This is a genomic window from Paenibacillus rigui (assembly GCF_002234615.1).
Taxonomy (GTDB): Bacteria; Bacillota; Bacilli; order Paenibacillales; family NBRC-103111; genus Paenibacillus_S; species Paenibacillus_S rigui.
Genome location: NZ_NMQW01000001.1, coordinates 127,004 through 147,426, shown reverse-complemented (window position 1 = coordinate 147,426; position 20,423 = coordinate 127,004). Strand labels below are relative to the sequence as shown.

Annotated in this window: 21 protein-coding genes and 4 tRNA genes; 18 read left to right on the top strand and 7 right to left on the bottom strand. The window is 51.3% G+C overall.

The features are described from left to right. Nucleotides 1–3: 3 nt before the first annotated feature. The gene (gene rfbC, locus CF651_RS00675; protein ID WP_094012902.1) at nt 4–552 is read right to left on the bottom strand and encodes a dTDP-4-dehydrorhamnose 3,5-epimerase; all 549 of its coding nucleotides are present in this window, start codon (nt 550–552) and stop codon (nt 4–6) included. A 21-nt stretch (nt 553–573) separates the two neighbouring features. Continuing rightward, nucleotides 574–1,317, bottom strand: coding sequence for a sugar phosphate nucleotidyltransferase (locus tag CF651_RS00670; protein ID WP_094012901.1), 744 nt, complete (start codon nt 1,315–1,317; stop codon nt 574–576). Nucleotides 1,318–1,521: 204 nt separating this feature from the next. On the opposite strand from CF651_RS00670, the gene CF651_RS00665 reads away from it, so the two are divergent. The 5 genes from CF651_RS00665 to CF651_RS00645 all read left to right on the top strand — a co-directional run bounded on the left by CF651_RS00665 (nt 1,522) and on the right by CF651_RS00645 (nt 8,127). Beyond that, nucleotides 1,522–3,090, top strand: coding sequence for an outer membrane lipoprotein-sorting protein (locus CF651_RS00665; protein WP_094012900.1), 1,569 nt, complete (start codon nt 1,522–1,524; stop codon nt 3,088–3,090). Nucleotides 3,091–3,745: 655 nt separating this feature from the next. Beyond that, a complete protein-coding gene (alr, locus tag CF651_RS00660; RefSeq protein ID WP_094012899.1) occupies nt 3,746–4,933 on the top strand; it encodes an alanine racemase in 1,188 nt (395 codons plus the stop codon). A 234-nt stretch (nt 4,934–5,167) separates the two neighbouring features. Beyond that, the gene (locus CF651_RS00655) at nt 5,168–5,449 is read left to right on the top strand and encodes a CopG family ribbon-helix-helix protein (RefSeq protein WP_094012924.1); all 282 of its coding nucleotides are present in this window, start codon (nt 5,168–5,170) and stop codon (nt 5,447–5,449) included. A 3-nt stretch (nt 5,450–5,452) separates the two neighbouring features. Beyond that, complete coding sequence (locus tag CF651_RS00650; RefSeq protein ID WP_014649298.1) at nt 5,453–5,803, top strand: type II toxin-antitoxin system PemK/MazF family toxin; 351 nt, start codon at nt 5,453–5,455, stop codon at nt 5,801–5,803. A gap of 161 nt (nt 5,804–5,964) precedes the next feature. Beyond that, the gene (locus CF651_RS00645) at nt 5,965–8,127 is read left to right on the top strand and encodes a Tex family protein (protein WP_245855576.1); all 2,163 of its coding nucleotides are present in this window, start codon (nt 5,965–5,967) and stop codon (nt 8,125–8,127) included. 333 nt (nt 8,128–8,460) lie between these two features. Here the strand turns inward: CF651_RS00645 and cmpA are convergent, their stop codons facing one another. Continuing rightward, nucleotides 8,461–8,601, bottom strand: a complete 141-nt coding sequence (gene cmpA, locus CF651_RS00640; RefSeq protein WP_094012898.1) for a cortex morphogenetic protein CmpA — start codon at nt 8,599–8,601, stop codon at nt 8,461–8,463. Between the two features lie 68 nt (nt 8,602–8,669). Next, nucleotides 8,670–9,029 (bottom strand): hydrolase/acyltransferase, encoded by a 360-nt coding sequence (locus CF651_RS00635; RefSeq protein ID WP_094012897.1) that lies wholly within the window; start codon nt 9,027–9,029, stop codon nt 8,670–8,672. Nucleotides 9,030–9,188: 159 nt separating this feature from the next. Between CF651_RS00635 and CF651_RS00630 the strand changes: the two genes are divergently transcribed. The 6 genes from CF651_RS00630 to CF651_RS00605 all read left to right on the top strand — a co-directional run bounded on the left by CF651_RS00630 (nt 9,189) and on the right by CF651_RS00605 (nt 12,606). After that, a complete protein-coding gene (locus CF651_RS00630) occupies nt 9,189–9,662 on the top strand; it encodes a SprT family protein (protein WP_094012896.1) in 474 nt (157 codons plus the stop codon). An 18-nt stretch (nt 9,663–9,680) separates the two neighbouring features. After that, nucleotides 9,681–9,756 (top strand) — tRNA-Asn (locus tag CF651_RS00625). Nucleotides 9,757–9,765: 9 nt separating this feature from the next. Beyond that, nucleotides 9,766–9,854, top strand: a tRNA-Ser gene (locus CF651_RS00620). A 218-nt stretch (nt 9,855–10,072) separates the two neighbouring features. Next, a complete protein-coding gene (locus tag CF651_RS00615; RefSeq protein ID WP_094012895.1) occupies nt 10,073–10,435 on the top strand; it encodes a response regulator in 363 nt (120 codons plus the stop codon). Continuing rightward, nucleotides 10,419–11,429, top strand: a complete 1,011-nt coding sequence (locus CF651_RS00610) for a response regulator (protein ID WP_094012894.1) — start codon at nt 10,419–10,421, stop codon at nt 11,427–11,429. Before CF651_RS00615 ends, CF651_RS00610 begins: the two co-directional genes overlap by 17 nt. Nucleotides 11,430–11,451: 22 nt before the next feature. Then, nucleotides 11,452–12,606 (top strand): response regulator, encoded by a 1,155-nt coding sequence (locus CF651_RS00605; RefSeq protein ID WP_245855574.1) that lies wholly within the window; start codon nt 11,452–11,454, stop codon nt 12,604–12,606. 34 nt (nt 12,607–12,640) lie between these two features. On the opposite strand, the gene corA is transcribed toward CF651_RS00605, so the two are convergent. Beyond that, a complete protein-coding gene (gene corA, locus CF651_RS00600; protein ID WP_094012893.1) occupies nt 12,641–13,576 on the bottom strand; it encodes a magnesium/cobalt transporter CorA in 936 nt (311 codons plus the stop codon). A 173-nt stretch (nt 13,577–13,749) separates the two neighbouring features. On the opposite strand from corA, the gene CF651_RS00595 reads away from it, so the two are divergent. The 3 genes from CF651_RS00595 to CF651_RS00585 all read left to right on the top strand — a co-directional run bounded on the left by CF651_RS00595 (nt 13,750) and on the right by CF651_RS00585 (nt 15,477). Beyond that, nucleotides 13,750–13,824: transfer RNA gene (locus tag CF651_RS00595), tRNA-Glu, on the top strand. Nucleotides 13,825–13,877: 53 nt separating this feature from the next. After that, nucleotides 13,878–13,960, top strand: a tRNA-Leu gene (locus CF651_RS00590). A 107-nt stretch (nt 13,961–14,067) separates the two neighbouring features. Beyond that, the gene (locus CF651_RS00585) at nt 14,068–15,477 is read left to right on the top strand and encodes an MATE family efflux transporter (RefSeq protein WP_094012892.1); all 1,410 of its coding nucleotides are present in this window, start codon (nt 14,068–14,070) and stop codon (nt 15,475–15,477) included. A 183-nt stretch (nt 15,478–15,660) separates the two neighbouring features. Here CF651_RS00585 and CF651_RS00580 read toward each other — a convergent pair whose 3' ends face one another. Together CF651_RS00580 and CF651_RS00575 are read right to left on the bottom strand one after the other, a co-directional pair. Then, nucleotides 15,661–17,196, bottom strand: a complete 1,536-nt coding sequence (locus tag CF651_RS00580) for a DHA2 family efflux MFS transporter permease subunit (RefSeq protein ID WP_094012891.1) — start codon at nt 17,194–17,196, stop codon at nt 15,661–15,663. 15 nt (nt 17,197–17,211) lie between these two features. Then, a complete protein-coding gene (locus CF651_RS00575; RefSeq protein ID WP_425436169.1) occupies nt 17,212–17,880 on the bottom strand; it encodes an HlyD family secretion protein in 669 nt (222 codons plus the stop codon). 183 nt (nt 17,881–18,063) lie between these two features. On the opposite strand from CF651_RS00575, the gene CF651_RS00570 reads away from it, so the two are divergent. The 4 genes from CF651_RS00570 (at nt 18,064) to CF651_RS00555 (ending at nt 20,276) form a co-directional block, all read left to right on the top strand. Further along, nucleotides 18,064–18,606 (top strand): NAD(P)H-dependent oxidoreductase, encoded by a 543-nt coding sequence (locus CF651_RS00570; protein WP_094012889.1) that lies wholly within the window; start codon nt 18,064–18,066, stop codon nt 18,604–18,606. A 32-nt stretch (nt 18,607–18,638) separates the two neighbouring features. Continuing rightward, complete coding sequence (locus CF651_RS00565) at nt 18,639–19,046, top strand: hypothetical protein (protein ID WP_094012888.1); 408 nt, start codon at nt 18,639–18,641, stop codon at nt 19,044–19,046. A gap of 144 nt (nt 19,047–19,190) precedes the next feature. Further along, on the top strand, nt 19,191–19,373 hold the full coding sequence (locus CF651_RS00560; protein ID WP_094012887.1) for a YjfB family protein: 183 nt from the start codon (nt 19,191–19,193) through the stop codon (nt 19,371–19,373). A gap of 159 nt (nt 19,374–19,532) precedes the next feature. Then, the gene (locus CF651_RS00555; protein WP_094012921.1) at nt 19,533–20,276 is read left to right on the top strand and encodes a glycerophosphodiester phosphodiesterase; all 744 of its coding nucleotides are present in this window, start codon (nt 19,533–19,535) and stop codon (nt 20,274–20,276) included. Nucleotides 20,277–20,423 lie beyond the last annotated feature (147 nt).

The window sequence follows — 20,423 nt, the reverse complement described above, 5'->3', positions numbered from 1 at the left end:
CCTTTAGTCAAAATTCATTTCTGCGTGTTGAAGCGGTGGATGATTGCTGTCCTTCGGTGACAAAATGGGTTGAACTTCAGGCCAATCGAATTGCAGATCGGGATCATTCCAGGCTATGCCCCGGTCATGCTCTGGTGAATAATATTCATCGACTTTATATTGAACCTCTGTATTCGGAAATAAAGTGCAGAAGCCATGTGCAAAGCCTTTTGGAACCCATAGCTGTCGTTTGTTTTCTGCACTCAGCTGTACGCCTATCCATTGTCCGAACGTTACGGAGCCACGGCGGATATCCAGGATGATATCGTAAATAGCTCCAGCCGTGACTCTGACGAGCTTGGTCTGGGCTTTAGGATTTAGTTGATAATGCATGCCTCTAAGCACTCCCTTTTCTACGGACAAAGAGTGGTTATCTTGGATAAAGTCGGCTTGTAATCCATGTTTTTCGAAGGCTTGCTGATTATAGCTTTCCGTAAAAAAGCCGCGGGCATCCTGAAACACCGCAGGCTCAATAATAAAAACACCTTTTAACTTGGTAGACAATACTTTCATCTGCTTCACCCGTTTTGATTATTAGCTTTTTAATTTGCCGAACGAATCATGGAAAACAAGATCTTTGGCAAGTTCATTGGCTCTTGCTAGAGATTCGTGTGTTCCCGCATCGGTCCACCAGCCTTCAAGAATATCGTAGGTAAGCTGGTTTCTTCTGATAAACTCGTTGTTCACGTCGGTTATTTCCAATTCACCGCGCCCAGATGGCTTTAATTTTTTAATGATTTGAAATACATCACTATCATACATATATATGCCTGTTACTGCATAGTTGCTTTTTGCATGAGCCGGCTTTTCTTCAATAGATACAATACGACCATCATGCAGTTCAGGGACTCCGTATCTATTCGGATCATGGACCTCTTGGATCAGAATCTTGGCACCGGTTTGTTGTTGTTTGAAATTATTAACAAAGTTTTGAATGGCATGAGAGAATACATTGTCTCCTAATATAACGACCATCTGATCGGTGCCTACAAAATGTTCAGCTAATCCCAACGCCTGTGCAATGCCTCCGGCTTCGTCTTGTACCTTATAGGTAAAGGTGACGCCCATTTCTTTGCCGCTGCCGAGCAGGTTTACAACATCACCCATATGCTCTTTCCCGGTTACAATCAGTATGTCCTCAATACTTGCTTCTTTCAATTTATGAACTGCATGAAATATCATAGGATATTTCCCTACAGGAAGTAAGTGTTTGTTTGTTACTTTGGTAAGTGGATATAGCCGTGATCCCGTGCCGCCTGCCAAAATGATGCCTTTCATTGGAGTCACCCTTTATTGAGTTTATTTTGAATTTGGAATAGTACAGATACTTTTTTATCGGAAATAAAGGGTAGATATATAAATTTCGGCTTCACATTTTTCTTGAATTCCCCCAAGCTCGTCAACCTTGTCTGCATATTTGTCCAAGTCCCCACATAGACATGTTATCAGTTGATTTTACTTTTGGTGCTGGAGGGGATTGGAATGCGGCGATTCACATGGGTGATTGCCTTAGTGATGTGCTTGAGCTTGGTGCTGGCCGGGTGCGGCAAGAAGGATGCAGGGTCGGTAGTGAAGGATTTGGATGGAGTGATTAACAAGCTGCAGAGCTACCAGGGCAGCGGGAAAATGGTGCTTCACACGGGACAAGAACCTCAGGAATATCAAGTCGAGGTATGGTACCAAAATCCGCATTACTACCGAATTTCATTAACAAATGCGAAGAAAGACATCACCCAAATTGTGCTGCGCAATGATGATGGAGTGTTCGTACTAACGCCGCATTTGAATAAAAGCTTCCGGTTCCAAAGCGATTGGCCGGAAAATCAAGGACAAGTGTATTTGTACCAGTCGTTGGTTCAAAGTATTTTGATGGATAATGACCGCCAGTTTACAACGGATCCGAATGCTTATGTTTTCGATGTATTGGCGAATTATCAGAACGGCTCGCTGGCACGGCAAAAGATTTGGCTGGATAAGAAGAGCTACGCACCGCAAAAGGTGGAAGTCTCGGACCAGAATGCCAATGTGATGGTCATTGTCGATTTCAATCAGTTTGAGTTTGGTAAGAAGTTTGAAAAGGACTCCTTTGACATGCAGCGCAATATGACAAGCTGGAAGCTCGAGTCCTTGCCGACGATGGGGCCTGCGGGCCCGGTTGGTATGGATAACCCGGCTGGAGATAAAGCAGCGGCAGGCGATGGCAAGGCAAGCGGCACAGGAACGCACGATCCAGGAACGATGGATGGAAAAAGCAGCGCTGCCGCCGGTACATCGGCTAAAGCGGCCAATGGAGCCAACGGCTCCGCCGGTGCAGCTGCCGCGGGAACCACAGGCGGCGCTAACGGCAGCAGCGCCGCCAAGGACAACGCGGCGCCCAGCGGCTCCAGCGCCGCCGCAAACGGCGCCAACGCTGCCGCAGGCGGCTCCAAGGCGGCTGCGGGCACTGGTGGTGCCGCAACCGCACCTAGCGGAGCCGCAACCGCACCTAGCGGAGCCGCAGGCAGCGCAGCGGGCGCGACAAGCGCCGCCGGCACCGCCGGCAAAGACGCGGCGGCCGCCAGCAGCGGCAAGGCCGCAGGCACGCCGGTAGCCGGTAGCACGGCACCTGTCGCGCAGGGCGCATCCGGCGCCGCATCCGGCTCTGCCCCAGCAGGCGTGACTAGCGCTACCGGCAGCGGTAAAACCGATGCCGGCAAGCAAAAAGCAGGGCAGCTGCAATTCGGCATCATCGAGCCGAATTACACGCCTAGCGGTGTGAAGAAGCAGGATATGAACGAGATCAAGCTGGGCGAAGAGAAGGCGGTAATGCTGCGCTACACTGGCAAATTCAGCTACACCTTGGTGGAATCCCGTCCGGAAACGCAAACCGTATCGAACCTGCCTTCGGATATTGTGGATCTTGGCTATACGATCGCGGTCATCTCCGGGGATGAGAAGAAAACGCTGATGTGGACCTACGAGGGCATCGAATTCAGGCTCTCCACTGGCGATCTCCCGTTAACCGAGATGATTAAGGTAGCACAGGCTGTACAAGGAGAGAGCGGCAAATAAGCGGCTTGAGCATAGGGAGAAAGGGTGGGCTTACCTTGACGGGAGCCCATTCTTTTTTTACCACATAGGAGTATAAGCTTTCGCAGCGAAGACCTGCTTTCCTATTAGCGATAAAACCCAACGCTGAACGCGGTAGCTCAACTTCGAAAGACCTCGACAGTGGTGTTCTCATCGTATCTGCCCGCGATCTGAATATATTGAATTCTATGTTTGCAGAGCGTAGGGGCAACGGTTCATGTCATACAAAATGTCATCCCATCATTCCGCATTAGCTGATGCCAATTGATGGGAAAGTAGCGTTGTCAAGTCCTGCAGCGCCAAAGGGCTTGTTCTCTTGTTTCCCCCAGACTCCTTGCTGCCAAAGGAATTACCGCTCATCCACAAAAGCTGTAAGTATTTTACCAAAAACTGACGCTTTCCTGACAGTCTGCTGTTCATTATATTGTTCATTGACACCCGGGGGAGATCGGATTACCATATAATTTATTGAGATTGAACATGTCGCGATGAGGGGGAGGTTCCCTGCTTCAGGGAGCTTCCCTTGATTTTTGTAGATAAGAAAGTATAAGTTTTTATACTTGGATCTACCTTGACAAACGCGTCCGTCCTTTGAAGGACGGCGAAGCCGTTTATCCTTGGTAAAGAAGGTGGAGTTATGGATTCGTTTTACCGGCCGACGCGGGTGGAGATTTCCTTAGATGCGCTGCGCAGCAATTTGGAAGGGTTTCGCCGGGTTTTACCCGCTGATGTGAAGATGATGGCTGTGGTCAAAGCGGATGCTTACGGGCACGGGGCGGTAGAGGTCAGCCGGGAGGCGCTTCGCTGCGGAGTGGAATATATCGCGGTAGCTTTTTTAGATGAAGGCTTGGAGCTGAGGCAGGCGGGGATTACAGCCCCGATCCTGGTATTGGGCTATACGCCCCCGGAAGGTCTGGAAGCAGCTTGGGAGCACGATATTACGCTGAATGTATACAGCCACGAGGTGCTGGACGCTTTCGAGAAGCTGCAGCCGCGCGGGAAGGCACTGAACATTCACGTGAAGATCGACTCCGGGATGAACCGGTTAGGGTTGACGACCGAGGCGGAAGCTGTCGTATTGATCGAGCGGGCGTTGAAGATTCCCGGCTTGGTGGTTGAGGGGATTTTTACACATTACGCCTGCGCGGATGAGACGGATAAAACCTATACGATAGAGCAGTATCGGCGTTTTGATAAAGTGGTGAATCATTTCCGGGCACAGGGAATTGATTTCCCCTATGTGCATGCGGGCAATAGCGCTGTGGCCATCGATAGCCCTGATATGACCTACAACATGGTCCGTCTCGGAATCAGCATGTACGGGTTGTATCCATCCGAAGAAGTGAATCACCAGACGATTGACCTGGAGCCGGTGCTCAGCATCAAGACGGGGATCGTGATGGTGAAGACGCTGCCGGAGGGCTCGGGCATCAGCTACGGGACGATATACAAGACGGCCGGCGAGGAAACGGTAGCCACGCTGCCAATCGGCTATGCCGACGGATTTTCCAGAATGCTGACGGGAAAAGCACAGGTGCTCGTTAAAGGACAGAGGGTACCGGTCGTTGGCAAAATTTGCATGGACCAATGTATGATGAATGTGACCGGAATTGCCGATATTCATAATGAGGAAGAAGTGGTTATTCTCGGCAGACAAGGTGAGGAGAAAATTACGGCAGAGGAGCACGCCTCCTGGCTCGGGACGGTCAATTACGAGATTATCTGCATGATTTCGCATCGGGTTCCTCGGGTGTATTACCGGGATGGAGTGGTCGCTTCAACGATCAACCCGCTGATGCGGCATGACTGGAGTGCCCGCGACTAAGGGGAATGGTACGTATTTCCATCATCTTTTTTGTTAAAGATGGAGAGGATTTTGCCTGCGAAGGGCGAATAAGTATAATACCTACTTCTGTGGACTTTCGTGATTGTCAGTACTGAAGTGATTAGAGGTATAACATAATTGCTATACCTTATGCATATACTCATCTTGTATAAATTTGCTGTATGTTCGCCATAATGGTAATATTGTTTGTATGTTTTTGGGGGTGCATGCTTGGTGTCCAATGCGCAGAACACGAAACGGATCATGATCAGCCTACCGGATTATCTTTTACAGGAGGTGGACGGTATCGTTGAGAAGGAAAACTCCAATCGCAGCGAATTTATTCGTCAAGCGATGAAGCTGTATTTGGTGGAACGGAAGAAACGTCACCTGAGAGAATCCATGCAGCGCGGATATATGGAGATGGCAAAAATTAACTTAAACATGGCCTCGGAGGCTTTTCAGGCGGAGGAAGAAGCGGATAACACTCTGGACCGTTTAGTAAGCGGGGTGTAACTATTGATTGTCAAACGTGGCGATGTGTTTTTTGCAGATCTTTCACCGGTCGTCGGTTCGGAGCAGGGCGGGATACGGCCTGTTCTGATCATTCAGAATGATATCGGCAATCGCTTCAGTCCTACGGTCATCGTGGCGGCGATTACAGCACAGATCCAGAAGGCCAAGCTGCCTACACATGTGGAGATTGACGCAGAGGCGCATGGGTTTGACCGGGACTCGGTCATCCTGCTGGAGCAAATACGCACGATTGATAAACAACGTCTCACAGACAAAATTACTCATCTCGATGAAGAGACGATGCGCAAGGTAGACGATGCATTGCAAATTAGCGTGGGACTGATTGAGTTTTAATGCATTTTATGGATTGAAGCGAGGGGCCGCGTAACGGGTTCCTTGCTTTTTTATTTTGCAGGGGAAATTGACGGAGGAGGCTGATGAGGACGATGTCGATGTCGAAGGAAGAAGTGCTGCAGCTGGAGGAAACGAAGAAAAGTGTAGAGCTCTCGGAGGAAATGAAGACGGTGATCCAGGAGCGTATTCAAAAGCAGATCGCCACAGAGCTTCAGCTGCCCGCAGGCAAGGTCAAAACGACCGTGGGACTGTTGGACGAGGGCAACACGATTCCTTTTATTGCGCGTTACCGGAAGGAAATGACCGGAGAGCTGGACGAGAACCAGCTGCGCGATATTGAGGAACGGCTGACGTACCTGCGCAACCTGGAGTCCCGGAAGCTGGAGGTGATTCGTCTCATCGACGAGCAGGGAAAGCTGACCGGTGAGCTGAAGACGGCCATCGAGCAGTCGGTCAAGCTGCAGGAGGTTGAGGACTTGTACCGCCCTTACCGCCAAAAGCGTAAAACGCGCGCCAGCGTCGCCAAGGAAAAAGGACTCGAGCCGTTGGCTGAATGGATCTTGTCACAGCCTCGTCAAGGCAATTTGCTGGCTGAAGCCGGTAAGTACGTGAGCGAGGACAAGGGCGTTGCGACAGCTGAAGAGGCCGTGCAGGGCGCGATGGACATCATTGCGGAAAATATTGCGGACGATGCCAAAATACGGACGTGGGTACGCAGATATACATATGATCAGGGCCTTCTTCGGACGGAAGCGAAAAACGCCGAGCTCGAGTCGGTGTATGAAATGTACTACAGCTACCAGGAGCCGGTTCGCAAGCTGCCTCCGCATCGGATCCTTGCCATCAACCGCGGGGAGCGCGAGGATGTGCTGAAGGTGCTGCTGGAAGTACAGACGGACCGGATTCATGACTATATCGGCCGTCAGATCATAAAAGGACCGTCACCTGCCAAGGACACACTGGCCGCGGTAATTGAGGATGCTTATAAAAGGCTGCTGGCCCCTTCCATTGAACGTGAGGTTCGCAATGAAATGACGCAAAAGGCCGAGGAGAAGGCGATCGAGGTGTTCGCCGAAAATCTCCGCAATCTGCTGCTGCAGGCGCCGGTGAAGGGCAAGGTTGTACTCGGCGTGGACCCGGCTTACCGGACAGGCTGTAAGCTGGCTGTCGTGGACGATACGGGCAAAATGCTCGAGATCGCCGTCACATATCCAACACCGCCGAACAACAAAGTGGCGGAAGCGAAGGCGAAGTTCCGCAAGCTGATCGAATCGTACGGAGTCGAATTAATCGTCATCGGGAACGGAACGGCCTCTAGAGAGACGGAGCAGTTCGTAGCGGAGCTGATCGGGGAGATCAAGGAGCGCAAGCTCCAGTATTTGATCGTTAACGAAGCCGGAGCGAGCGTGTACTCCGCGTCGAAGCTGGCGCAGACGGAGTTCCCGGACCTGGACGTAGCGGAGCGCAGCGCCATTTCGATCGCACGGCGGCTGCAGGATCCTTTGGCCGAGCTGGTGAAAATTGAGCCTAAGGCGATCGGTGTCGGGCAGTACCAGCACGATGTGACGCAAAAAAGGCTCGACGAGAGCCTGACGTTCGTCGTCGAGTCGGCGGTCAACCACGTCGGCGTCGACGTGAACACGGCGTCTCCGTCGTTGTTATCGTACGTCTCCGGCATTAACAGCACGCTGGCGAAGAACATCGTGAAGTTCCGCGAGGAGAACGGGAAGTTCGTAAACCGGGCGCAGCTGCAAAAGGTGCCGCGTTTGGGCGCCAAGGCGTTCGAGCAGTGTGCCGGCTTCCTTCGCATCAGCGAAGGTAAAAACCCGCTCGACAACACGCCGATCCACCCGGAGTCATACGACGTGGTGGACAAGCTGTTCCGCGAGCTGAAGCTTGAGCTATCGCAGCTCGGCAGCCAGCAGCTGAAGGAGCAGCTGCAGCAGGTGGAGCCGGCGGAGCTCGCGACCAAGCTGGGCGTGGGCGTGCCGACGCTGCGCGACATCCTGGACAGCCTGCAGCGCCCGGGACGCGACCCGCGGGACGAGCTGCCGGCGCCGATTTTCCGCACCGACGTGCTCCAAATCGAAGATTTGACGGCGGGGATGGAGCTGCAGGGGACGGTGCGCAATGTTATCGACTTCGGCGCGTTCGTCGATATCGGGATCAAGAACGACGGGCTGGTTCACATCTCGCAGCTGAGCGACACGTTCGTGAAGCATCCGAAGGATGTTGTAGCGGTAGGCGATACAGTGACCGTCTGGGTGCTTAGCGTGGATTTGAAGAAGGGCCGCGTCAGCCTGACGATGAAAAAGCCTTCCTAACGGCTGGTTATTGTGTGCAGGGTCGGAGAGAAGTGCTTTGGAGAGCGGGCTGTGCATGCTCTAATCCAGGCAAGCCTTTTGCTCAACTGCAGTAGAGCAGAATTGCACACGGGAGTTGCCTTACACGGTGATGTTTCTCTAGTGAAGAGATAAGTCTTGTTCTTGCTAGATGCACCTGGACAACCGGGCACCACAAGGCCAATTGTAAAAAGAGAGCCTGGCTCTGAGGGAAGGCTTCCCGTTCAGAGCCAGGCTCTCTTTTGGATGTTAAGGCATAAGTCCGACGAAGCAGTCTATCCAGTCCGACCGAACCGGCTTCGCCTCAAGCTATGTTTAGAGTTGTGAGGATGAGGATTCCTCCGCATCGTTTCTTCGTGTACGATAGAAAAACCAGCAATCGTTGAGCAAACGAATTTGTCGGTGGTTCTTGTTGTAAAATGCCCGCATCAGTTGATTGCAAAGCCATTGTGGCAAGCGAATCAGCTCCTTCCCGCCCAGCTAATAATACAGCATATGGCGGGGTGGGCTGTTGGGTGCAGGTCCTACGGAACCAGATCCTCTTCATCCTCGTACCACTGCTCCAGCTGGGCTTGGAGGGCGCGGATTTCGGTCAACAGCGACACCAGAGGATAAGCTTGTTCATTAATAGAAGCGAAGGCACACTCCAATTGATTAATATACTCCAGGCCGTGGTGCAGCTTGTAGGACGGATGGACGATATCCAGGTTGTCGCATTCTGCGATGATTCGCGGAAGCGAAGGCACGTTAGCGGCCGTCAATTTTTCCAATTCTTTATGCAAGCGTAGATTCAGAGCCGATAATTGGTAGGCGTGGGAAGCCGGCAGCTCGACGAATTCAATCTGATCGTTCAGCTGTAGAACGGCGTATCTCATTTTGGACATGGGACGATAAACTCCTCTCGAGCTTGTGATACAAATAAGGAACCTTCAGTTTGAACCTGACAACATCCGATGTGGATCATATCTACTTGACAGTGTAGCCTATGATGCGGTTACAATTCAAGTGAGAATCTAAAAGTGATAGGGCGCGGGAGGGGAACCATGGAGGACAAGCAGCTGCAGCAATGGGTGGAGCGTATTTCGTTGACTTCGTTCGGGCGTCCTTTTCTGCATAAAGCTACGTTTAATCGCAGGCTGACTTCGACAGGCGGCAGATATTTTACGAAGTCGCACGATATCGAGATCAGCTGGCAGCAGTACGAGCAATTTGGGGCCGAGGATGTAGAGAAAATTATTAAGCATGAGCTGTGCCACTACCATCTGCATCTGATGAAACGGGGATATCAGCACCGGGATGAGGATTTCAAACGGCTGCTGCAGCAGGTTGGAGGCACCCGGTTTTGCAAGTCGCTGCCGAATGCCAAACGCAGGGAGCCTTACCGCTACAAGCTGGTATGCACGAGCTGTAAGACCGAGTATTTGCGTAAGAGAAAGCTGGATCCGAAAAAATATGCCTGCGGCCAATGCAGGGGCAAATTGAAGCTGCTGACGCTTGACTTACAGCAAAATTCATGATAAATTAAAAATTGTCTTTCCCTGATAGCTCAGTTGGTAGAGCACTCGACTGTTAATCGAGTTGTCACAGGTTCGAGTCCTGTTCGGGGAGCCATTACTTTTTGGAGAGATACCCAAGTGGCTATAAGGGGACCCTCTGCTAAGGGGTTAGACTGCGTAAGTGGTGCGAGGGTTCGAATCCCTCTCTCTCCGTAGATGACAAGAAACCGCCGAAAGGCGGTTTTTTTGCTTTTTCCACTATGCCGTTCTGCCCTGGATGCAGACGGTATTTTTTATTAGCTAAGCATAAGTTTTCGTAACGAAGCCTGCTTTCCAATTGGGCCGCAGGGAGAGCTGTTCAGAAACTGTTCAGTCGCTTTGGGGAAACTGGATAAATAGATATTGATCCGATTCCCAAGGTGGTGTAAGATTTGGCTAAAATTATGATTGTCGACGATGCCGCCTTCATGCGGTCGATGTTGAGAACGATATTGGAAGACGCCGGCCATACGATTGTATGCGAAGCGACGAATGGCTTGGAGGCCATAGATAAATATGCGGCGTACCGGCCGGATCTGGTGACCATGGACATTACCATGCCCGAAATGGAAGGCATCGATGCGGTCAAGCATATTCGGGCGATCGATGCCGCAGCTAAGATCATTATGTGCTCCGCTATGGGTCAAAAGATGCTTATTATCGAAGCCATTCGAGCGGGGGCTCTGGATTTTGTCGTGAAGCCCTTCCAGCCTGAACGAGTGCACGAGGCCGTTAACCATGTATTGGAATTTTAATGACCGAACCCATATCCTCATTGTTGAGGATGAGCCAGTCAAGCCGCTTAGGATCCAAAATCTTTTGGATCCGGAATGGGCAGGGACCACCACGGTTTTGAATGGACAATCGGCCCTTCGTGAGCTGCGCAAAGCATGGAAGTGGGATTTGGTCATACTGGACTTCATGCTGCCGGACATTTCGGGACTGGAAATATGCCGCCGCTTAAGGGAGCTTCACTCCTTATTCGAGCTTCCGGTGCTGATGCTAACGGCTTCCGGGAGGAACGAGGATGCAGTTGCGGCTTTTTCGGCCGGAGCTAACGATTTTTTGGCGAAGCCGTTTCATTCATCAGAGCTTCAGGCACGAGTCCGCACGCTGCTGCATATGAAACAATCGGTGGTCAAGCGGATTCATACGGAGCTGGCATTTTTACAGGCGCAGCTTAAACCGCACTTTTTGTTTAATACGCTGAATTCCATCGCTTCTTTAAGCGAATCGGATCTGGAGCGGATGAAAGAGCTGGTTGCGGAATTCGGAAGCTATCTGCGTGAAAGCTTTTCCTTCAATAATCTGGAGCCGTTGACCTCGATGCAAAGAGAATTGCAGCTGGTACGCTCCTATCTTCATATCGAGAAGACCCGGTTCGGTGACCGGTTAAAGGTACATTATGATGTGCCTGAATATTTGCCCTATCGGATTCCGCCGTTAACACTCCAGCCGATCGTAGAGACCTCCATCCGGCAAGGCATATTGAAACGGATCGAGGGCGGGGAAATCGGAATCCGAATACAAGTGGAGCCTTATGATGTGATCGTACAAGTTTGGGATAACGGAGCGGGGTTGACCCAAGAGCAGTGGACTTCCCTGTTATCCTGTGATATTGAGGGAGTCGGTTTGAAAAATATTAATCGTAGACTGAAGCAAATGTTCGGCAGCGGGATGCTGATCCTGCAGAAGGCTGGAGAGGGCGCAACCGTGGAAATCAGGATGCCTAAGATGCCGGTCGGCTAGCCGGGAATGGGGGGAAGCAAATTTGAAAGCTATATTAATAGATGACGAGCAGCTTGCGTTAGATAGCTTGGGCAGAATGCTGGCAGATACCGGAGAGGTTGAGGTTGCAGGCAAATTTGTGAACCCGCTGCGCGGCATAGAGGCCGTTATTCAGGCGTGTCCGGACGTGGTGTTTCTCGATATGGATATGCCGGAGCTAGGCGGAATCCAGGTTGCTGAACGTTTGCTTCAATCGCTGCCGGATTTGCATATTGTCTTCGTTACGGCCTACAACGACTTTGCGGTGCAAGCCTTTGAGCTTCAGGCTGTAGATTATTTACTTAAGCCTGTCCGGAGGGAGCGCTTGTTAAAGACGTTAAAGCGGCTGCAAAAGCCTGCTCCCCCGGCTTCTCGTGAGGACACTTTACCAGCTGAGGGGGAGGCACCAAGCCTGATGATCCGGCTGCTCAGAAATTTGCAGTTCGAGCTGTCCGGCCAAGAGACCCTATTCATCCGCTGGCGGACGACGAAGACGCAGGAACTGTTTGCCTATTTGTTTCATCATCGGAACCAGCCGGTGCATAAGGATACCTTGATTGAGCTGCTTTGGCCTGAGCTGGACTACATGAAGGCATCGACCCATTTGTACACATCGGTATATCAGGTGCGCAAAACCTTGGCATCCTTGAAGGATTATATGCGGGTATGCAATGGAGACGAGGGATATCGACTGGAAACAACCGGTGTCATTGTGGATTCGGAGGAATGGGAGAAGGGAGTGGTTGACGCTCAAGCCATAGGAGAGGAGAACCTAGCCGCACATAAAGCTCTCATGGATTTGTATCGGGGCGATTACTTGCAGGAATGCGATTATTGGTGGGCGGAAAGCGAGCGGCAGCGATTGAAAATGCTCTGGCTTAACCATGCCACAGCGTTGGCCGACTATTGCTTTGCAGCGGGGGAAACCTCGGAAGCGATCTCGTTGTACCACAAAATACAAGCGTGGCAGCCTTACGTAGGGCACAGTTATTATCAGTTGATGCAAATGTACGATGCGATGGGCAACCGCCCCGGTGTGGAGGAACAGTTCAAATCGTTGGCATCCCTGCTGTCCTCGGAATTGAACGAAGCACCGGAGCCGCACATTGTTGCATGGCACGAGCAGTGGAAGCGAAGAAACCAAGGCGCCCCCGCATAGCGGGAAAGCAAGAAGCAGCTTGGCTTGGGGAGGATCAGATCCATTTTTTCCATTTAAAAATAAGCCACATGCCGATTCCGACGGTAATCAGTAGGATCCATACGTAGGCATAGCCAAATTCCCAGTTCAGCTCAGGCATATTTTTGAAATTCATCCCGTACAAGCCGACGATAAACGTGAGCGGTAAAAAGATGCAGCTGATAATCGTCAGCGTCTTCATAATCGTATTCATCCGGTCGGACTTCATGCCCATCTGCAACTCCAGCAGCCCGCTAAGTGATTCACGGTACATATCAAGCGAATCGACAACCCGGGAGATATGATCGTAAATATCGATGAAATACACATCGAACTCATTGCGTGTATAAGGGAAATTTTGGTGGCTGATCGTGCCGATAATCGTTTTTTCGTCGACAATGATCCGGCGCAGCGTATGCAGGGACCTTTTGAGCTGGAAAATTTCGCGGGACACATGAATATAAGGGTTGCGGTAGATGCTTCGCTCCATCTTGTCCACCCGGTCCTCCAGCTGATTCGTAAAGGCTGTATATTCATCAACACAACGGTCCAGCAGGCGGTGCAAAATAATACCCGGATGCCCCATCCGGTCTTGGACGTTCAACAGCTCTTCCTTCAAATTCTCCATAAACGGAAGATGCTTCTTGCTTACCGTGATGACGTAATTCGCTCCAACAATGATCCCCATTTCAATCGGGGTTAAGGTCGGTCCGACAACAGCGTAAAAGCTGATATAAATATGGTCTTTGTATCGATCCAGCTTGGGCCGTTGATTCAGCTTCGTGCAATCCTCCACCACCAAGGGGTGGCAATGGAACACCTCGCCTACGACTCGCATCACTTCGGCCGGCTCGGGCTTCAGTAAATGCACCCAACCGACCTCTTGCTCCAGAGGCTTGCGGATGGTCTCTTGCTCAGTAACATGACCGTCCTGCAGATTATGAATGAGCATGGGCGGGTTCACCTCGCTTCGGTAAGAATGGTAAATGATGCAAACAGCATAACATAGAAGAATGGTCTAAATGAACTGCGAAAAAAGACGAAAAAAAGACTTGTCAATCTTCAATGCATCAGATATAATAACACTTGTCGCTAAAAAGCAGCCATGTTTTAGCATCCATATGCGGCCCGTTGGTCAAGGGGTTAAGACACCTCCCTTTCACGGAGGTAACAGGGGTTCGAATCCCCTACGGGTCACCATTTTAATTTGAGAATTTCATATCCCTCGTTTTATTTTGTGTAATCCTTAATGCGCGGTTGTGGTGGAATGGCAGACACGCCATCTTGAGGGGGTGGTGGGCGTACGCTCGTGGAGGTTCGAGTCCTCTCAACCGCATTATACTTTTAATGTACGAAGACCTTGTTATGTAAGGTTTTTTTTGTTTTTTAAGGCAGCTGTTTTGAGCTTTTGCGTGGTTAAAATCAGCATGAAGGAGCGTGTGCATGAACCCGTCTGATAAAAAAGCCGGCCGACCGTTGCTCACGGAAGGGCCGATCGCCAAAACGCTATTTTTGTTTTCCTTGCCGATCCTGCTGGGCAACGTACTGCAGTCCCTCAACGGCTCGATTAACTCGATCTGGGTAGGGAAGTTTCTGGGAGAGCAGGCCTTGGCTGCGACCTCGAATGCCAACATCATCATGTTCCTGCTAATCAGTGCGATCTTTGGAATCGCTATGGCGGCCGTCATTCTTATCGGTCAAAATTTGGGTGCGAAGCGGGTAGACGAGGCCAAGAAGGTTGTGGGGACAAGCACCGTGTTCTTCGCTCTTCTCGCTCTGATCGTCGGCTTGATCGGCGTTCTATTTTCCCCCGTTATTCTGGATTGGATGAATACCCCTCCGGATGCCAAAGCATTGGCTGTCTCCTACACCCGGATTATGTTTGCCGGCATTCCGTTTATGTTCGGCTTCAACCTGATCATGGCCGTTCTCCGCGGCTCAGGGGATGCGAAGACCCCGTTCTACTTTTTGCTGCTGTCGGCAGCGCTGGATGTCCTGCTCAATCCGCTTCTCATCGTCGGGATAGGACCGTTTCCAAAGCTCGGGATTGCGGGCTCAGCGGTAGCTACCTTTATTGCGCAGCTGATCAGCCTGGTGCTGCTTCTTGTGTATCTGTACCGCAAACAGTATTTTTTGCGAATTACACGGCAGGATGTTCACATGCTGCGCCTCGATTTCACGATTATCCGCGCTCTGATCCAGAAGGGGCTCCCGATGGGCCTGAATATGGTTGTTGTGTCGATGAGCAATTTATTTCTGATTCATCTTGTAAATTCCTACGGCTCGGAAGCGGCGGCTGCGTTTGGTGTAGCGACCCAAATTTCCAGCTATATTCAAATGCCTGCCATGGCTATCGGCGGTGCGGTGACATCAATGGCGGCGCAAAATATCGGTGCAGGGCTATGGAGCCGTGTTCACCGGATAACATGGACCGGGGTTGCTTTTAACGTGGGACTCACCGGGCTTCTCGTGCTGTTGATTCATCTGTTTGACCGCGAAGCGCTGGGGCTCTTCCTTCCAACGGATGGCAGAGCGATCGAGCTCGGTATTCACATCAACAATATTACATTGTGGTCGTTTATTTTGTTCGGCATTTTTAATGTGGTGGCAGGGGTCGTTCGTTCATCGGGAGCGGTCATCGTGCCTCTGGTCATCTCCTTCATCGCTCTGCTGGTTGTCCGTAATCCGCTTGCGATCTATTTGAGTCATGCGTCTGGGTTTGATGCGATTTGGTGGAGCTTTCCGGTCAGCTTCCTGATCGCTGCAACGCTGAATCTGTTATACTACCGGTTCGGCAAATGGAAGGAAGCCAAAATGCTGAAGGCCGTCGGCAGCAAAGCAGCTGCAGGATAGTACGGTCCGGATTTTACCACATGGCAATAAAACCAACCGCTTAACGCGGTCGCTCATCTTGAAAAGCTTCCGATAAAGGTTTTCTCTATGAAGAAAAAAAATAGAGCCATTGCCTCCAGAAAGCGAACGTCAATCGTTCCGGTAATCCTGGAGAGCAGCGGCTCTTTTTTTGCGTGAATTACCTCATTCCTGCACCTTCGGTACGGAGGCATGCGGCGCCCTTCTCAAAAACAGGGAGAAGAAAAGGCCGGCTAAAGTAATAAAGGTGGCGACGATGAACGCATCGTTAATGCCATTAATGGTCGAATGGGTAGCGGCCTGGCTGTACAACGATTGAACAGCCAAGGTAAGCCCGGATGGAGCGGGGGCGCCCGTGGCGGCAGCCAGCTGCTGTCCGTATTGGTTGATGTTCTCCATCAGCACTTGATCATGAGTCGTGATCGTGTTGGAGTAATCGGCCAAATGCAGCGTAGTCCGGGTGGACATGACGGTGACGAGCAGCGCCGTGCCAATGGAGCCGGCGATTTGCCGCATCGTATTGGACATGGCGGTTCCATGGCTGCCGAGATGTGGAGGCAGTTGATTGAGGCCGGCGGTCTGAACCGTCATCATCAGCATGGACATGCCGAACATGCGGGCCGTATACAGCACCATCATATGGGCATAGGTCGAGTCGATCGTCAGTTTGCTGAATTCCCATGTTGTAAAAGCAGTAATGGCCAGTCCGATAATGGCAAGCGGTCTTGCGCCGATCCGGTCGAATAAAGCTCCGGCTATAGGCGACATGACGCCCATGAGCAAGGCTCCCGGCAGCATGAGCAAACCGGACTGCAAGGGCGTAAAGCCTTTAATATTTTGCAAGTAAATCGGCAGCAGAATCATTGCCCCAAGCATTGCCATATTGGTGAAAGAGCCGATGACAGTCGACAGGGTGAACACATCATATTTGAACACGCGGAATTCCAGCAGCGGCTCGGAAGAGGTCAATTCACGTACTATGAACATGACGATAAAGATAATGCCGATCACGAGCATCGACATCACCTCCAGGCTAGTCCAGCCTTTACTCCCGGCTTCGCTGAAGCCGTACAGCAAAGCGCCGAAGCCGATGGTCGAGAAGATAGCGCCGGCCGTATCCAGCTTCGGATAGGACAGCTTGGTGACGTTTTTCAGCCATTTGATGGCAAGCAGTATATCGAGAACCCCTAGAGGAATCATCATGTAGAACAAAATGCGCCAAGTGTAGTTTTGTACGATCCATCCCGATAAGGTAGGGCCGATAGCCGGGGCGAAAATCATGACAATGCCCATGGTGCCCATGGCGGAGCCGCGTTTTTCCGGAGGGAAGACCGCCAGAAAAATGTTCGTGATCAGCGGCATAATTAATCCGGCGCCTACGGCTTGAATCACCCGTCCGATCATCATAATCGAAAAGCTGGGGGCAATGCCGCACACCGCGGACCCTAGCGTAAAGCAGATCATCGCAAACAGGAACAAGGACCTCGTCCCATAGGACTCGATAAGGTAGGCTGAGATAGGGATCAACACGCCGTTTACGAGCATATAGGCTGTCGAAAGCCATTGGACGGTTGTGGCGGATACGTTGAAGTCCGACATCAGATGAGGAATCGCCACATTGATGAGGGTCTGATTCAGTATGGATATAAAAGCTCCGGCCATAAGAACGGTAAGCGTTCGGCCGATGGATATGTTCTCCATGCTTGTTCCCCCCAGCTAGATGTGAATTCGTATCGAAACGTTCATCCCCGGGACGAGGGCTAAGCCGTTATAACCGTCCAGCGTAATCGTGACAGGAATGACTTGCGTAACCTTCGTATAGTTTGCCGTAGTGTTGGACGAAGGCAGCAGGGAAAAAGAAGCGGCAGTGGCAAGACCGACTTTGTCCACATGCCCTGTAATGGTCGTTCCCGGAAACGCGTCCGCATAGACGTCGACGGTTTGACCCGCCTTGATATCGTTAATCCGTGTTTCCTCCACATTGGCTGTGACCCATAGGTGACTCAGATCATAAGCACGGGCCAATGAGGTTCCGGTCGCCACGAAAGCGTTAGGCACAACGGACTGCTGAACGATGGTGGCATCCACAGGGAAGGAGAGCTCGACCTTTGCCGGAGCCGCCGTTGTTCCCGCTGCAGTAGTGGACGGCAGCTGAATCGCGCCGACCTTATCTCCGGAGCGGTACTGCTTGCCTACTTGACCTGACCATTCGGTTAATTGTCCAGAGGTTGTAGCGGCGATTGTGACGGGCTGTCCGTCAATCTTGGCGTTATCCGTCGTTACATAGTTAATCGAACGATTGTAATAGTAAATGGAAGCGCCTGCTCCGCCCAGGATCAGGATCAGGACGAGAATATTTACCAGGATCACCTTGCTCATGAACATTCCCTCCAAAGGATTGATGTTTTGTCTGCAAACATTTTCCCCGAAGGCGATTTGGATTATGCAGTGTTTACTGGAAAAGAGATTCGGGCCAAAACATTTTGGAGATGCCCTCATATTTTAGAAAGCTTAAGGGGACATTGAAAAAGACGATGGATGTGGATGCAAGGGAGGAACAACAAGGTCATGAAAATTTATGTGGTATATGATAGCGAGAACGGACATACGGAGGCTTTGGCCAAGGCTGTATATGAAGGAGCCGACAGCCACAAATTTGCCGAGGTGACACTGCGTCATGTGTATGAAGCGAAACCGGAGGATTTGGCCGATGTAGATGCCATCATTTGGGGCTGCCCCGGACATTTCGGAACGATTAGCGCCGGGATGAAGCATTTTATTGACCGGCTCGGTTATTTGTGGGCGCATGGCAAGCTGATTAATAAAGTGGGTGCGGTGTTTTGTACGACAGCCACCGTTCACGGAGGACTGGAAGCAACAATGATCAGTCTGATCACTCCTATGCTTCATCAGGGGATGATTATCGTCGGGCTGCCGGGGAACCTCCCGGAGAATGCGCTATACGGCTCTTACTATGGCGTCGGCGTAACCTGTCCGGTCGAGACGTCACCGGATGATCCCCCGAATCTGCCTTCCGGCAACGATCTGGCCCTTGGCCGCGCTCTGGGTCATCGGGTAGCCGAAGTCACACTTGCTATGGTAAAGAATTAAACACATTAAACAATGAATAGGGTGCAAGCGCTATGCAATATATCATTTTTGGCGTCATTGCAATTGTAGGTCTTGTTTTCCTGATTATTTATAATCTCAGGATGGATGCCAAGCACAGGAAGGCACAGGCCGAGCCAGAAGACGCTCCTCCCCTCGTGGAGAGCGTGCAGGAAAAGGCCTCTGATGATGCCAGGCTGCTGGTGGAGGACGCCCGCAGCCACGGCACGCTAGTTGCGGATGCTGTCCGTACGCCGAGGACGGATAAGGACAAGACCACTGATTTGGAGTACCGCGAGGCACTCCGAACATTTCATTCAGTAAATGAAACGGGGCGCAAAGAGGAAAACTCAGGGGAACCGGAAGAGACCCCCAGCCCTGTGCCACCAGTGCAAAAGGCGGATGATCAATTCCGCGAAGCGCTTCGCTCGATGAAGAAATAAGGGGAACATGTCAAGCGGCGGGGGAGTCTTGGACCCGAGGCTTCAATAAAGGTCTTGTCGTTAGAAAGGGCTAACGCTTGAACGAAGGAAAGCCGATAATAATCCTGCATGAATGACAAAAAATGTAGGAGGTGAGAAAGTAGCATGGATAGCGTGAGCTCCCTACTTTCTGCTGCCGGCGGATCCGTCGGTTTACAGCAAGCCGTCAATGTATCTCTACTGAAGAAGACGATGGATGGCCAAGAATCCCAAGTCAACGCGCTGCTGCAAGGATTTGCAGAAGCCAGTCACCCTTATTTGGGTAAGTCGCTGGATATTAAGATTTAATTTTAAAGTGTTCCTTACGGTAGTTGGATAAGAATAGGACAGCCTCTTTACAAAGACTTAACTTTGGAAAGGGGCTGTTTGTATTGTGCCTCAGCGGAATGTTTCGGATAATGAAGTAGGAACATACCATATGACGGGAGGCAACGGATTGTGACTATCATGAAGCAAACCCAACCGCTGATCATTGGGCATCGCGGTGCAGCAGGCGAGGCCCCGGAAAATACGCTCGTGTCTTTTCTGCTGGCGGTAGAGCAGGGAGCCCATGCGCTTGAGCTGGACGTGCATCTTTCCGCAGACGGGGAAATGATTGTATGCCATGATGAAACCGTAACACGCACAACGAACGGGACAGGCGCTATAGCTCATATGACCGTGGAGCAGCTGAAGCAGCTGGATGCGGGAGCCCGCTTTAATCCGCGCTTTGCAGGAGAGCCTCTGCCGCTGTTGGCGGAAGTGTTCGCTGCCATACCGAATTCAATCATGATCAATGTGGAGGTCAAGTGCTCTTACAGCGATCGTTTGCTGGAGCGGTTTACCGAGCTGCTGCAAGAGTACGATCGACTATCCAGTGTGGTCGTATCCTCTTTTGACCATAAAATCCTTGTGAAGCTGAAGCAGGCATTGCCTGAGCTTCGCATCGGACTTTTGTATACCGCGAACTTTGCCTCGCATCGATTGATGGCTGAGCAGACGGGCGTGGAGGTTTATTCGCTGCATCCGTATTATAAATTACTGGACGCGGAAGATATTCAGGATGCGGTAGCGCACGGGCTGGAAGTGTATCCTTTCACGATTAATGCCGAAGCAGAGCTTCAGCAGGCTGTAGAGGCAGGCGTAACGGGCATCATTACGGATTATCCCGAACGCTTGAGGCGTTTGCTTGCAACACACGCAAAGCTGTAGAATTGAGAAAAGAGAGGCGAGAGGCGGCCCCTCGGGGAGCCACTGAAGAATTAGCGGAGTGGACGGAATCGTTCTGAAGAAGCGTAAGCGTTCGCCTTTGTCCCGGGATTTTAACCGCTATCAGCGGGTTGGAATTGAGAAAATCCG

Coding starts and splice junctions, on each gene's coding strand:
- CF651_RS00555 (WP_094012921.1), top strand. CDS start 19,533: ATGAAGCAAACCCAACCGCTGATCATTGGGCATCGCGGTGCAGCAGGC.
- CF651_RS00560 (WP_094012887.1), top strand. CDS start 19,191: ATGGATAGCGTGAGCTCCCTACTTTCTGCTGCCGGCGGATCCGTCGGT.
- CF651_RS00610 (WP_094012894.1), top strand. CDS start 10,419: ATGTATTGGAATTTTAATGACCGAACCCATATCCTCATTGTTGAGGAT.
- CF651_RS00575 (WP_425436169.1), bottom strand. CDS start 17,880: ATGTTCATGAGCAAGGTGATCCTGGTAAATATTCTCGTCCTGATCCTG.
- CF651_RS00635 (WP_094012897.1), bottom strand. CDS start 9,029: ATGTCCAAAATGAGATACGCCGTTCTACAGCTGAACGATCAGATTGAA.
- CF651_RS00645 (WP_245855576.1), top strand. CDS start 5,965: ATGAAGACGGTGATCCAGGAGCGTATTCAAAAGCAGATCGCCACAGAG.
- CF651_RS00570 (WP_094012889.1), top strand. CDS start 18,064: ATGAAAATTTATGTGGTATATGATAGCGAGAACGGACATACGGAGGCT.
- alr (WP_094012899.1), top strand. CDS start 3,746: ATGGATTCGTTTTACCGGCCGACGCGGGTGGAGATTTCCTTAGATGCG.
- CF651_RS00630 (WP_094012896.1), top strand. CDS start 9,189: ATGGAGGACAAGCAGCTGCAGCAATGGGTGGAGCGTATTTCGTTGACT.
- corA (WP_094012893.1), bottom strand. CDS start 13,576: ATGCTCATTCATAATCTGCAGGACGGTCATGTTACTGAGCAAGAGACC.
- CF651_RS00585 (WP_094012892.1), top strand. CDS start 14,068: ATGAACCCGTCTGATAAAAAAGCCGGCCGACCGTTGCTCACGGAAGGG.
- CF651_RS00670 (WP_094012901.1), bottom strand. CDS start 1,317: ATGAAAGGCATCATTTTGGCAGGCGGCACGGGATCACGGCTATATCCA.
- CF651_RS00580 (WP_094012891.1), bottom strand. CDS start 17,196: ATGGAGAACATATCCATCGGCCGAACGCTTACCGTTCTTATGGCCGGA.
- rfbC (WP_094012902.1), bottom strand. CDS start 552: ATGAAAGTATTGTCTACCAAGTTAAAAGGTGTTTTTATTATTGAGCCT.
- CF651_RS00665 (WP_094012900.1), top strand. CDS start 1,522: ATGCGGCGATTCACATGGGTGATTGCCTTAGTGATGTGCTTGAGCTTG.
- CF651_RS00565 (WP_094012888.1), top strand. CDS start 18,639: ATGCAATATATCATTTTTGGCGTCATTGCAATTGTAGGTCTTGTTTTC.